We start from the raw sequence: 13,401 nt of genomic DNA, 5'->3' as shown, positions 1-13,401 counted from the left end.
TTCAAATAAAAAGTAGTATATCTACTTTTAGAAAGGTAGTGAAGGTGGTAAATGAAAAATAAATGGTTTATAAAGTGGCTTGGATATGTAAAAGTGCGAATTGAAGGTAGAGGAGCGGAACGGTTTGTTAATGAATGTGTACGGAGGAATTTATTAGTTTGGGATGTTAAAAAGATAGCTGATGAAACGTTAGTTTTTTGTATGTTGTTACGCGATGTGAAAAAAATAAAACCAATTTATAGAAAAAATGAATGTAAATTATATTTTATTGGACGTTATGGTTTTCCTTTTTGGAATAAGCGTTTAATTAAAAATAGTGGATTTTTAATTGGTTTTTTAATTTTCTTTTTTGGTGTGATTGCAATGTCAAATATGGTTTGGAAAATTGAAATTACAGGAGCAAAACCTGAAACGGAATATATATTGATGAAAGAATTGGATAAAATGGGTATTAAAAAAGGGAAACTACAATTTCAAATGCCGAATGTAGAAGATGTACAACGCCATTTGACAGATAATATTAATGCCATTACTTGGGCGGGACTAGAAGTAAGAGGAACGACGTATCATTTTAAAATTGTTGAAAAAAACGAACCGAAGAAAGAAAAGGAACAAAGGCCGCAAAATTTAGTAGCAAAAAAAGAAGCGATTATTACAAAGACGTTCGTAGAAGTTGGAAAGCCGGTTGTACTGAAAAATGATCATGTAGAAAAAGGGCAGATTCTCGTATCAGGAATATATGGTAATGAGGAAAGTCCGACGATTGTTTCAGCGAAAGGTATTGTGTATGGAGAAACGTGGTATACATCTAAGGTGGATGTCCCGTTAAAGACGCAATTCCAAGTGTATACTGGTAATGTATACAATGAACATTTTCTTAAATTTTGGGATACGAAAATAAAAATATGGGGATTTCAGCATGATAAGTATAAACGCTCTCGTACTGAAAGTGTAAAGCATGATGTGAAATTATTTGGTTTTACACTGCCGATTGCATATGAAAAAGATGTTGTGAGAGAAGAGGAAGAAGCGAATCGAGAATATACAGAAAAGCAAGCGCTGAAAGTAGCGAAAGAGATGGCCGAAAAAGAACTAAAGAAAAAATTGGATGAACATGCTATGATTGTAAGTGATAAGATTTTGAGTAAAGAGGTTGAGGCGGGTCAACTAAAGGTCACATTGCATTATACTGTGGTTGAAAATATTGCAGAGCCACAACCAATATCCGAATCCGATATTCAAGGAGACTGAGTAATGGCAGAACAATTAGTAGAAATGAACCAACAATTGGAAAATACTAACGAAGCAATCGCTCTTTTTGGAGTCAATGATGCACATTTAAAAGTAATTGAACGAGAACTGAATGTATCGATCGTAACTAGAGGAGAAACTGTTCATGTATCTGGGGCAGTTGAAACGGTGACACTCGTAGAAAAAATCTTACAGCAATTACTTGTTGTAATTCGTAAAAGTATATCAATTTCAGAGAGAGATGTTGCGTATGCAATTCAGCTTGCACAACAAGGGAAAATTGCTCAATTTGAAGAGTTATATGAAGAAGAAATTTTCAAGACTGCAAAAGGTAAATCCATTCGTGTAAAAACAATGGGGCAAAGACGATATATTCATGCGATGAAGAAGAATGATATTGTCTTTGGGATAGGGCCTGCAGGAACTGGAAAAACATACTTAGCTGTAGTAATGGCTGTGAGGGCTTTAAAACAAGGGTATGTAAAGAAAATTATTTTAACAAGACCTGCTGTAGAAGCTGGAGAAAATTTAGGTTTTTTACCAGGGGATTTGAAAGAGAAGGTAGATCCATACTTACGCCCATTATATGATGCCTTACATGATATTCTTGGACAAGAATATACGCAGCGTATGATGGAGCGAGGAGTAATTGAAATCGCGCCGCTTGCTTATATGAGGGGGCGTACGCTTGATGATTCATTTGTTATTTTAGATGAGGCTCAAAATACAACGGGTGCTCAAATAAAAATGTTTTTAACAAGATTAGGTTTTAGTTCTAAAATGGTTATTACAGGGGACCCTTCACAAGTAGACTTGCCAAAAGGGGTAAAATCAGGGCTATCTATAGCTGCTAATATTTTATCTGGTGTATCAGGTCTGTCATTTATTACATTAGAACAAACGGACGTTGTGAGACATCCATTGGTGCAACGTATTATTGAGGCATATGATAAAATGGAATGATCCTATTTGTCAGGATCATTTCTTTTTGTATGATAAGGTTGGCGAACGTCATATTTTTTACTATCATGAAAGATAAGGAAAATAAACTATAGGTACTAGTGTATAAAATGTTGCCTCAAAGTATCGTTTGGTAGAAGAAATGAAAGCTATAAATAGTTTCACTTTATTTCTGGAGAGGAGAAGGTATTGAAATCATGTCAAGATCTCAAGAAATTTCTAAGTGGTTTCGTAATTTACAACATTCGAAAAAACTAAGTTGGATTTCTTACGTTGTATTAGGAGCAGTGCTGTTTTTTGCGCTTATGAATAATGTAAAACCAGAGCAATTAGATGTTAATATGTATTCTATTGCGAAAAAGACAATCCATTCTCCTATAAAAATTGAAGATAAAGTTACAACGGATAAAAAGAAAAAAGAAGCCGCTACAAAAGTTGAAGATCAATATACATATAAAAGTGAGTATAAACAAAACAAAGTTGATATTGTGAATGACGTCTTTGCTAAAGTGGATGAAGTGGTGCAAGAGATTAAAGCTGTTGGACCGGATGATCAAAAAAAGATGACTGATGCTGAGAAAGTGGAGAAGTTAAAAAAGAAACTACCCGCTGACTTAACGAAAGAATTATCTGATTCAAACTTACTAAGTTTGATTAATGCAGATTCGAGCCAATTAGTATTAGCGAAAGATGCTGCGGTCACAGCGATTAATAGTATCATGACTGAGCATATTAAAATGGACGAATTGAAAGATGCGAAAGAACGATATGTAAGTGAGATGAATAGTGTTAATGTTGATAATGGTTTAAAAGAGTCAATTAAGGCGCTAGGAAGATATGCAATTTCAGCAAACTATTTTTATGACCCGATCTTAACGAAAGAGAAGAGAAAAGCAGAGGAAGATTTAGTTCCACCTGTTTATATTCTTCAAGGACAAGTTCTTGTTAGAGAAGGTGAAACAATTTCAAGTGATGTGTATAATCAGTTGAAATTAGTTGGTTTGTTAGAAAAAGGGAACGGCTTTCAACCTTATGTTGGATTAGCGGTACTCATTGGTGTGTTACTATACTTTATGCATAAACAATTTGAATTATTTTTAAAGAGAAAAAGAGAAGATAGACCGTATGTTTTAGCGTATATTACAATTTTGTCTATCACAATCGTCTTAATGAAAATCATTAGTTTGTTTCAAAAACTTGAATACGCGGGGATTGCATATGTTGTCCCAGTTGCGATGGGAACAATACTTGTAAAACTAATGATTGGTGATCGATTTGTCTTTTTAACGAGTATGATTTTTTCTGTATGCGGAAGTATTATGTTTAATGAAGGAGTAACGAGTACATTAAATTATAGTGTAGGGATTTACGTATTGTTAAGTTCATTATCGGTTAGTATTTTCTTGCGAGAAAAAAATCGTCGTACAATGATTTTACAAGCTGGTATACTCGTTTCTGTATTAAATGTAGTCGTATTGGCGGCGCTCTTATTATTACGTAATGGGAATTTTTCGCCTCTTGAAATTGGTACGCAATTATTAATGGCTTCACTTTCAGGGATTATATCATCCGTTTTGGCTATGGGGATTTTACCATATTTAGAAAGTGGACTTGGAATCGTATCAAGCATGAAGCTTATGGAACTATCAAGTCCAAATCATCCGCTTTTACGCAGAATTTTGTTAGAAGCGCCAGGGACATATCATCATAGTGTAATGGTAGCGAATCTTTCTGAGGCTGCTTGTGAAGCAGTCGGGGCAAATGGTGTATTAGCGCGTGTAGGGGCATATTATCATGATGTAGGAAAAACAGTACAACCGCAATTTTTTATTGAAAACCAAATGGGAATTGAAAACCCGCATGATAAATTAGATCCTGTAACGAGTAAAGATATTATAATTGCTCACGTAACGGATGGAGTAAGAATGCTCGAAGAATATCATATTCCACAAGAAATTATTGATATCGCTGGGCAACATCACGGTACAACGTTACTGAAATATTTTTATTATAAAGCTATTAAAGAAGATAAAGAAAAATATACAGAAGAGATGTTCCGTTATCCAGGTTCAAAAGCAACTTCGAAAGAATCGGCAATTGTTGGTATTGCTGATAGTGTAGAAGCTGCGGTACGTTCTATGAATCACCCAACGCCAGAACAAATTAATAATTTGGTGCAAAGTATTATTAAAGATCGACTACAAGACGGTCAATTTAGTGAATGTGATTTGACGTTTAAGGAACTACAAATCGTTGGAAAAACGTTGTGTGAAACGTTAAATGGTATTTTCCATTCGCGTATTACATATCCGGAACTTCCGGAAGAAAAGGAGAAAGAATGAGTTTGTTAATTGATTTTATTGATGAAACAGAAGAAGTAAAAGAAGCGTATATGAGTTTAATTCGTGAAGTGTTAGAAAAAGCAGCTCAAATGGAAAATATCGAGGATGGTGCGGAGGTATCGGTGACATTTGTAGATAATGAGCGCATTAGAGAAATTAATCGTGATTACCGAGATAAAGATCAACCTACAGATGTAATATCCTTTGCGATGGAAGAAATGGGAGAAGGAGAAATGGAGATTGTTGGTGCAGAGATGCCACGCATGTTAGGTGATCTTATTATCTCTATTCCAAGGGCGAAAGAGCAAGCTGAAGAGTACGGACATTCTTTCGATCGTGAACTTGGATTTTTGGCATTACATGGCTTTTTACATTTACTTGGTTATGATCACATGACAGAAGAAGATGAAAAAGAAATGTTCGGAAGACAAAAAGAAATTTTAGAAGCTTTTGGATTAGGACGATGAAAAAAGGAAAACTTATAGATAGTTTTGGATATGCTATAGCTGGTATATTCTTTTGTTTTCGTCATGAGCGAAATATGAAAATCCATTATTTAGCCGCAGTCATTGTTATATGCTGCGGCTTTTATTTCCATATTACGAGAACAGAGTGGATGATATTACTTATTGTAATAGGGAGTGTAATGAGTTTAGAAATGGTAAATACGGCTGTGGAAAAAACAGTAGATTTAGCGACTGCCGATATTCATCCATTTGCAAAAATTGCAAAGGATGTTGCGGCAGGAGCGGTTTTATTGTTTGCAATTATAGCTGTTATAATTGGTGCTATTATCTTTTTACCGTATATGGTATAGTTGCATTCCGAAGCTTTTATTAAGCTTTGGAAGTGCTGTAAGGGGCTTTAATGAGAGAGTGTACCTCTTCATAGCTGTGAACAGGAAGGATGCGGGAATATGAATAGTAAACAATTAATTCTAGAAGCAATCGAAGCGCGTAAACAAGCGTACGTACCATATTCTAAATTTCAAGTAGGTGCAGCACTATTAACGCGCGATGGAAAAGTATATCGTGGATGTAATGTTGAGAATGCATCATATGGCTTATGTAATTGTGCTGAAAGAACAGCTTTATTTAAGGCGGTTTCTGAAGGAGATAAAGAATTTGTAGCCATTGCGGTTGTAGCAGATACAAAGCGCCCAGTACCTCCTTGTGGAGCATGTCGACAAGTTATGGTAGAATTATGTAAACAGGATACGAAAGTATACTTAACAAATTTACATGGTGACGTTCAAGAGACGACAGTCGGAGAATTGTTACCAGGAGCATTTTTAGCGGAGGATTTACATGAATAGAAAAGGTTATAAATCAGGTTTTGTCTCTATTATTGGCAGACCGAATGTTGGGAAATCTACATTTTTAAATCGTATTATCGGCCAGAAAATTGCTATTATGAGTGATAAGCCACAAACGACTCGTAATAAAATTCAAGGTGTATATACAGAAAATGATGCACAAGTTATTTTCATTGATACACCAGGAATACATAAACCTAAACATAAACTAGGCGACTTCATGGTGAAGATGGCGCAAACGACATTAAAAGAAGTTGATATCGTTCTGTTTATGGTTAATGCTGTCGAAGGCTTTGGTCGTGGTGAAGAATTCATCATCGAGAAGTTAAAAGAAACGAAACAACCAGTATTTTTAGTAATTAATAAAATTGACCAACTTCATCCAGAGCAATTACTAGAGTTAATTGATCAATATCGTAAACTACATGAGTTTGCAGAGATTGTACCAATTTCTGCGTTAGACGGTAATAATGTGGACGCTTTAATTGGAACAATTAAAAAGTATTTACCAGAAGGACCACAATACTATCCAGATAATCAAGTAACGGATCATCCGGAGAGATTTATTATTGCAGAGCTTATTCGTGAGAAAGTACTACATTTAACACGTGAAGAAGTGCCGCATTCTGTGGCTGTTGTTATCGATGCGATTCAAAAGCGTGAGGGCGGGGCAGTTTATATAAATGCAACGATTGTTGTTGAACGTGCATCACAAAAAGGAATCATCATCGGAAAACAAGGGAAAATGTTAAAAGAAGTTGGTAAGCGAGCTCGTTTTGATATTGAAGCGCTACTTGGTTCTAAAGTATTTTTAGAAGTATGGGTAAAAGTGCAAAAAGATTGGCGTAATAAAATGTCTCAGCTTCGTGACCTAGGTTTCCGCGAGGATGAGTACTAAAATAGAGTCAAGCTGTAATCAGTGGATGGTTGGTTCATCCACTGATTATTGGTTTTTATGAACTTTGATAAATTAGGAAAAATTTTTCTCACATGAAAATGGACAAAATGGGTCAATTTAATAACAACAAAGGAAATTGGTTTATAGGCTACGCTTATTGAGAAAGGTGGATTCTTATGCTAGATTTTACCTGGAAGTTTTTCTCCAAAACAGGAAGCATTGAAACGTACTTGCTTTTGAAAGAAATGGAAAAAGACGTAAACGATGAGATGGATCAACATGAAGAGGAGCTAGCGCATCTAGACTCTCCAATTTCTTGACCCGTTTTGTTCAAACCTTGGATGGTGACGAACATGTTTCAAAAAGTTGAGGGCATCGTTATCCGTACGACAGATTACGGAGAAACGAACAAGATTGTTACAATATTCTCAAGAGAACTTGGTAAGGTAAGTGCAATGGCAAGAGGGGCAAAAAAACCGAAAAGCCGATTAGCATCTGTGTCGCAATTAATGACACATGGCCAGTTTCTTATTCAAATGGGATCTGGGCTTGGAACATTGCAACAAGGCGAGATTATTTCAACTATGAAAGAAATTCGCGAGGATATATTTTTAACTGCTTATGCATCATTTATTGTTGAATTAACTGATAAAGCAACAGAAGATAAAAAACATAATCCGTATTTATTTGAAATGTTATATCAAACGTTGCATTATATGTGTGAGGGTGTTGATCCAGAAGTATTATCATTAATTTATCAAACGAAAATGCTTCCGGTATTAGGGATGCGCCCGTACTTTGATACATGTGCGATTTGTCATCAAGAAACAGACTTTGTCGCCTTCTCCGTTAGGGAAGGCGGTTTTCTGTGCTCACGTCATGCAGAGCAAGACCCGTATCGTATACCGGTAGGAGAAGCTGTTCATAAATTATTACGTCTTTTCTTCCATTTCGATTTACATAGGCTCGGAAATGTATCGGTAAAGGATAGCACAAAAAAACAAATGCGTTTAGTATTGAATACATATTATGATGAATATTGCGGAATTTATTTGAAATCAAGACGTTTTTTAGAACAACTTGATAAGTTTCAAATATAATTTTGGGCCGTATACGGTCCTTTTTACATACTTTCTTTTTCGAATAGCATATTTAGTATATAATATTTAAGAGATAGTATAACTTTTTTCGTTGTGCATTAAAGGTGGTGATTATCATAGAGCTGAATAAACGGCAAGAACATATCATTCAGATTGTAAAAGATCACGGTCCTATTACAGGGGAATCAATTGCAGCGCAATTGGGTCTAACACGTGCGACGCTAAGACCAGACTTAGCAATTTTAACGATGGCTGGTTATTTAGAAGCACGTCCACGCGTAGGTTATTTTTATACGGGTAAAACTGGGGGGCAGCTATTATCTGAAGCTGTTAAGAAAATTAAAGTACAAGATTATCAATCTAGACCGGTTGTAATTGATAAAAATGTTTCCGTATACGATGCAATTTGTACGATGTTTTTAGAGGACGTTGGTACATTGTTCGTTGTAGATCAGATGACTCTATTAGTTGGTGTTGTGTCTCGTAAAGATTTATTAAGAGCGAGCTTAGGAAAGCAGGATTTAACCTCTCTTCCGGTTAATATTATCATGACAAGGATGCCAAACATTGCGATGTGTCGTAGAGAGGATTCTTTATATGATATTGCGATGGAATTAATAGAAAGACAGATTGATGCAATGCCAGTTGTAAAAGATACGAAACAAGGTTTAGAAGTGATTGGGCGAATTACAAAAACAAATATTACACGTGCGTTTGTAAATTTAGTAAATAACGAATAAGTGTAATTTGTTTAAAGTGAGGTAATGTAATGGATAATAAAATCGTATATGTCGTATCTGACTCTGTAGGGGAAACGGCTGATTTGGTTGTTCGAGCAGCAATGGGGCAATTCCCGTTTGCTCCTGATATTAGACGTGTACCATATGTAGAAGATACAGGGACACTAAAAGAAGTGATTTCGATTGCTAAGAGTAATCAAGCACTTATATGTTTTACGTTAGTTAAGCCTGATATGCGCAAATATTTAGTAACAGAGGCTGCAAAAGAAGGGGTAGAGGCATACGATATTATCGGCCCTCTTATTGATCAAATAGAAGAAATTACGGGGCAAGTGCCGAGATATGAGCCAGGCGTTGTCCGTAGGTTAGATGAAGAATACTTTAAAAAGATTGAAGCGATTGAGTTTGCTGTGAAGTATGATGACGGCAGAGATGCACGAGGTATTTTAAAAGCGGATATCGTGTTGATTGGTGTTTCGCGTACATCAAAAACACCACTTTCCCAATATTTAGCTCATAACAAACGCTTGAAAGTTGCGAATGTACCACTCGTGCCAGAAGTTGACCCACCTGAAGAACTATATCAAGTGGCAAAAGAAAAATGTTTCGGTTTGAAAATTACGCCAGATAAGTTAAATCATATTCGAAAAGAACGATTAAAATCACTTGGATTAAGTGATGGAGCAACATATGCAAATATTAATCGTATTCAAGAAGAAATTAATCATTTTGAGGAAGTAATTAGTAAAATAAATTGCCAAGTAATCGATGTATCGAATAAAGCGATTGAAGAAACAGCAAATATTATTGTGAATGCAGTGCAAAACCAAAAAATGTTTTAGCACATTTACCAAAGGTGAATGTGCTTTTTTCGCTCGTGTGAAATATGATACCTATGGATTTTGTAATAGATTGTAGTGTAATGGTTATACTTATACTCCTTTGTCTTTTAGTATATTCAAGGTGTGAGTTTGTCATCCTGAAATGTAAGATGAAAAAATAAAGGGATATGTAGCGTAGTTGAAGAAAATATATTATAATAAAAAATTGTGATAAAAACCTATATTTTACGTTTAGACTTTAATTTTTCAGAATAAACTAGGGATAGGATTTACGAAAAAGACATGTAATTACGTTAAATCGACAAAATCTATACAAGAAAACGCACATTATGGAAGGATTCGCAGAAGGGATGTAGAATACAGAAATATGCAAAGCATCAACAACATATTAGTTGGTGTAGATGTATATCCCGTGAAGGCTGAAATTGTGCAAGTTGGAGCGGAATTTCATGTCGGAATTTTGTTTGTCGCATCATATGCTCATCCTTTAAGGAAATAGCAAGGCAATTGGATCTTTGTAGATACTGAACAAAATGGAGTTGATCGTTATATGGATCAACATGAAAAAGTTACAAATCTCAAGATCAAACAGTATATGTGGCTTGCTACTCTTCTTATAAAAAGGTGTGTATGTATTGTTTCTAAGAGATACATTTGTAACAGATGAGCAAATGTATACAATTTTATATAGCAAGTATGTATATGCGATTTATGCAGATAAAGGACCTATAGGAAAGGTTCAAAATCGTTTATACAATGTAATCGGCAACACTTTCTAACAAGTTTAGAAAAATATTGTCGAATTATAAAGGAATTTTTTAATTTATATCGAATACAAAATACGACACGGAGATGGAGTTATGGGGAACAGAATTCCCGAAGAAGTTGTTGAACAGATTCGGACATCATCCGATATTGTAGAAGTCATTGGTGAATACGTTCAACTTAGAAAACAGGGGCGTAACTATTTCGGCCTTTGTCCATTTCATGGTGAGAATTCTCCTTCATTCTCTGTTTCATCTGATAAGCAAATTTTTCATTGCTTCGGATGTGGAGAAGGTGGAAATGTATTTTCCTTTCTAATGAAAATGGAAGGACTGGCTTTTACCGAGGCTGTTCAAAAGCTAGGCGAAAGAAATGGAATTGCGGTTGCAGAGTATACATCAGGGCAAGGACAACAAGAAGACATATCTGATGACACTGTCATCATGCAACAAGCTCATGAATTATTGAAAAAGTATTATCATCATTTATTAGTAAATACGGAAGAGGGAAATGAAGCACTTTCATATTTATTAAACCGTGGTATTACGAAAGAGATGATTGAGAAGTTTGAAATTGGTTATGCATCACCTGCTTGGGATGCAGCGACGAAAATTTTACAAAAAAGAGGTTTATCGCTGTCTAGTATGGAACAAGCTGGCCTTCTAATAAGAAGTGAGAAGGATGGTAGTCATTATGATCGCTTCCGTGGAAGAGTTATGTTCCCGATCTATACGTTACAAGGTAAGGTGATAGCGTTTAGTGGAAGGGCGTTAGGAGATGACACTCCGAAATATTTAAATAGCCCTGAAACACCGATTTTTCACAAAAGTAAATTGTTGTATAACTTCCACCAAGCAAGACCGTTTATTAGAAAGCGTGGGCAAGTGGTTCTTTTCGAAGGATATGCCGATGTACTAGCTGCGGTAAAAAGTGGTGTGGAAGAAGCTGTTGCGACAATGGGAACAGCTTTAACTGAAGAACAAGCAAAACTTCTGCGACGTAACGTTGAAACTGTTGTTCTTTGCTATGATGGTGATAAAGCAGGGCGAGAAGCGACGATGAAAGCAGGGCAATTATTGCTAAAAGTTGGTTGCCAAGTGAAAGTCACATCCTTGCCAGATAAGCTTGATCCTGATGAATATGTGCAACAATATGGGACTACTGCTTTTGAAAATCTTGTGAAATCAAGTGTGAGTTTTGTTGGTTTTAAAATAAATTATTTGCGTTTAGGGAAAAATTTGCAAGATGAGTCTGGCAAAGAAGAATATGTGAAGAGTGTTTTAAAAGAGTTATCGTTGTTACAAGATGCGATGCAGGCAGAGTCATATTTGAAGTCATTATCGCAAGAATTTTCGTATTCAATGGAAACACTTTTGAACCAATTGCACCAATATCGCAAAGAACAAAAGGTACAGCAAAAACAAATAAAGCAGGTTGCTAAACCGTCTCAAGTCGTTCAAACAAAACCGAAGTTAACAGGTTTTGAAAGAGCGGAAAGAGAAATTATTTACCATATGTTGCAAAGTGCAGAAGTAGCTGTTCGTATGGAATCCCATATAGAAGATTTTCATACAGAAGAACATAAAGGGATTTTATATGAACTATACGCATATTATGAAAAGGGAAATGAACCTTCAGTTGGAACATTTTTAAGTTGGCTCTCTGATGAAAAGTTGAAAAATATTATCACTGATATTTCGACGGATGAATTTATTAATCCAGAATACACAGAAGAAGTGTTGCAAGGCCATTTGGAGACGCTTAGACGGCATCAGGAAAAACTTGAAAAGATGGAAATTATCTTTAAAGTGAAACAAATGGAAAAAACAGATCCTGTAGAGGCTGCTAAATATTATGTAGCATATTTACAAAATCAAAAAGCGAGAAAATAGCTTTTTTGATAAAGTTTTAGTATAATGAATGTTTGTATCTCGCGTAAGGAGGGGAACAGATGGCTGACAAACCAGCTCGTTCTAAACAAATTGAAACTGAAATGACCCTTGAGCAAGTGAAAGAACAACTCACTGAGCTCGGAAAAAAACGTGGCGTTCTTACATATGAAGAGATTGCAGAACGCATGAATGGATTTGAAATTGAATCCGATCAAATGGATGAATACTATGAATATTTAGGTGAACAAGGCATTGATTTAGTTGGTGATAATGACAACGAAGAAGGCCCTAATAATCGCCAAATTACAAAAACAGAAGAAGAGTTTGACCTCAATGATTTAAGTGTACCACCTGGGGTTAAAATCAACGATCCTGTTCGTATGTATTTAAAAGAAATTGGTCGTGTAGACTTACTATCTGCAGAAGAAGAAATTCGACTTGCAACGCGTATTGAAGAAGGCGATGAAGAAGCGAAACGTCGTCTTGCAGAAGCAAACTTACGTCTTGTAGTAAGTATTGCAAAGCGCTATGTAGGCCGTGGTATGCTTTTCTTAGACTTAATTCAAGAAGGTAATATGGGTCTAATTAAAGCTGTTGAAAAGTTCGATTATCGTAAAGGTTTCAAATTTAGTACGTATGCAACTTGGTGGATTCGCCAAGCTATTACACGTGCCATTGCAGACCAAGCGCGAACAATTCGTATTCCAGTTCATATGGTTGAAACGATTAATAAGTTAATTCGTGTACAACGTCAATTATTACAAGATTTAGGTCGCGAACCATCTCCTGAAGAGATTGGTGAGGAAATGGATCTTGCTCCAGAAAAAGTACGTGAAATCTTAAAAATTGCACAGGAGCCAGTTTCTCTTGAAACACCAATTGGTGAAGAAGATGACTCCCATTTAGGTGACTTTATTGAAGACCAAGAAGCAACATCGCCTGCGGACCATGCAGCCTATGAATTGCTAAAAGAACAATTAGAAGATGTGTTAGATACACTAACAGATCGTGAAGAAAATGTTCTACGTCTTCGTTTCGGTTTAGATGATGGACGAACTCGTACGCTTGAAGAAGTTGGGAAAGTATTCGGCGTAACGAGAGAGCGTATTCGTCAAATTGAAGCAAAAGCACTTCGCAAATTAAGACATCCAAGCCGTAGTAAGCGTCTTAAGGATTTCTTAGAATAGGTTATTTTTTAAGTTTACTTCACTTTTGTGAAGTAAACTTTTTTATTTTGTTAATTTTTGTTAAAATTTAGCTATGGGCAACGATTACAATTTCTTGTAATTTATTTTA

Annotated in this window: 15 protein-coding genes; all 15 read left to right on the top strand. The window is 35.7% G+C overall.

What is annotated here, in order from left to right; genetic code table 11:
- The first annotated feature begins 51 nt into the window (after window positions 1–51).
- The 15 genes from yqfD to rpoD all read left to right on the top strand — a co-directional run bounded on the left by yqfD (window position 52) and on the right by rpoD (window position 13,292).
- Window positions 52–1,251: a sporulation protein YqfD gene (gene yqfD / locus D1166_RS11130; protein WP_000792500.1), complete on the top strand. Its 1,200-nt coding sequence runs from the start codon at window positions 52–54 to the stop codon at window positions 1,249–1,251.
- Window positions 1,252–1,254: 3 nt separating this feature from the next.
- Window positions 1,255–2,214, top strand: coding sequence for a PhoH family protein (locus D1166_RS11125; protein WP_000840520.1), 960 nt, complete (start codon window positions 1,255–1,257; stop codon window positions 2,212–2,214).
- 194 nt (window positions 2,215–2,408) lie between these two features.
- Window positions 2,409–4,553: an HD family phosphohydrolase gene (locus D1166_RS11120; RefSeq protein ID WP_000091514.1), complete on the top strand. Its 2,145-nt coding sequence runs from the start codon at window positions 2,409–2,411 to the stop codon at window positions 4,551–4,553.
- On the top strand, window positions 4,550–5,020 hold the full coding sequence (gene ybeY / locus D1166_RS11115) for an rRNA maturation RNase YbeY (RefSeq protein WP_000054679.1): 471 nt from the start codon (window positions 4,550–4,552) through the stop codon (window positions 5,018–5,020). The genes D1166_RS11120 and ybeY overlap by 4 nt, the downstream gene beginning before the upstream one ends.
- A complete protein-coding gene (locus tag D1166_RS11110; protein ID WP_000715469.1) occupies window positions 5,017–5,370 on the top strand; it encodes a diacylglycerol kinase family protein in 354 nt (117 codons plus the stop codon). The genes ybeY and D1166_RS11110 overlap by 4 nt, the downstream gene beginning before the upstream one ends.
- 99 nt (window positions 5,371–5,469) lie before the next feature.
- The gene (locus tag D1166_RS11105) at window positions 5,470–5,868 is read left to right on the top strand and encodes a cytidine deaminase (RefSeq protein ID WP_001086282.1); all 399 of its coding nucleotides are present in this window, start codon (window positions 5,470–5,472) and stop codon (window positions 5,866–5,868) included.
- A complete protein-coding gene (gene era, locus D1166_RS11100) occupies window positions 5,861–6,766 on the top strand; it encodes a GTPase Era (RefSeq protein ID WP_001080229.1) in 906 nt (301 codons plus the stop codon). Before D1166_RS11105 ends, era begins: the two co-directional genes overlap by 8 nt.
- Window positions 6,767–6,942: 176 nt before the next feature.
- Window positions 6,943–7,086: a YqzL family protein gene (locus D1166_RS11095; protein ID WP_000883924.1), complete on the top strand. Its 144-nt coding sequence runs from the start codon at window positions 6,943–6,945 to the stop codon at window positions 7,084–7,086.
- Window positions 7,087–7,119: 33 nt separating this feature from the next.
- Window positions 7,120–7,866 (top strand): DNA repair protein RecO, encoded by a 747-nt coding sequence (gene recO / locus D1166_RS11090; RefSeq protein WP_000487013.1) that lies wholly within the window; start codon window positions 7,120–7,122, stop codon window positions 7,864–7,866.
- A gap of 107 nt (window positions 7,867–7,973) precedes the next feature.
- Window positions 7,974–8,606, top strand: coding sequence for a transcriptional regulator CcpN (gene ccpN, locus D1166_RS11085; protein ID WP_000583756.1), 633 nt, complete (start codon window positions 7,974–7,976; stop codon window positions 8,604–8,606).
- A 29-nt stretch (window positions 8,607–8,635) separates the two neighbouring features.
- Window positions 8,636–9,448, top strand: coding sequence for a pyruvate, water dikinase regulatory protein (locus tag D1166_RS11080; protein ID WP_000368937.1), 813 nt, complete (start codon window positions 8,636–8,638; stop codon window positions 9,446–9,448).
- 367 nt (window positions 9,449–9,815) lie between these two features.
- On the top strand, window positions 9,816–9,947 hold the full coding sequence (locus D1166_RS31760) for a hypothetical protein (protein ID WP_002062334.1): 132 nt from the start codon (window positions 9,816–9,818) through the stop codon (window positions 9,945–9,947).
- A 136-nt stretch (window positions 9,948–10,083) separates the two neighbouring features.
- Window positions 10,084–10,227: a hypothetical protein gene (locus D1166_RS31230; RefSeq protein WP_000479733.1), complete on the top strand. Its 144-nt coding sequence runs from the start codon at window positions 10,084–10,086 to the stop codon at window positions 10,225–10,227.
- An 81-nt stretch (window positions 10,228–10,308) separates the two neighbouring features.
- Window positions 10,309–12,105, top strand: a complete 1,797-nt coding sequence (dnaG, locus tag D1166_RS11075) for a DNA primase (RefSeq protein WP_000528221.1) — start codon at window positions 10,309–10,311, stop codon at window positions 12,103–12,105.
- Between the two features lie 59 nt (window positions 12,106–12,164).
- Window positions 12,165–13,292, top strand: a complete 1,128-nt coding sequence (gene rpoD, locus D1166_RS11070) for an RNA polymerase sigma factor RpoD (RefSeq protein WP_000764066.1) — start codon at window positions 12,165–12,167, stop codon at window positions 13,290–13,292.
- Window positions 13,293–13,401 lie beyond the last annotated feature (109 nt).

Origin of the sequence: Bacillus sp. ISO11 (assembly GCF_003458115.1) — a bacterium.
Lineage (GTDB): Bacteria > Bacillota > Bacilli > Bacillales > Bacillaceae_G > Bacillus_A > Bacillus_A cereus.
Note: the sequence above shows the minus strand (reverse complement) of the source record. Positions and strands in the feature narration are given on the sequence as shown.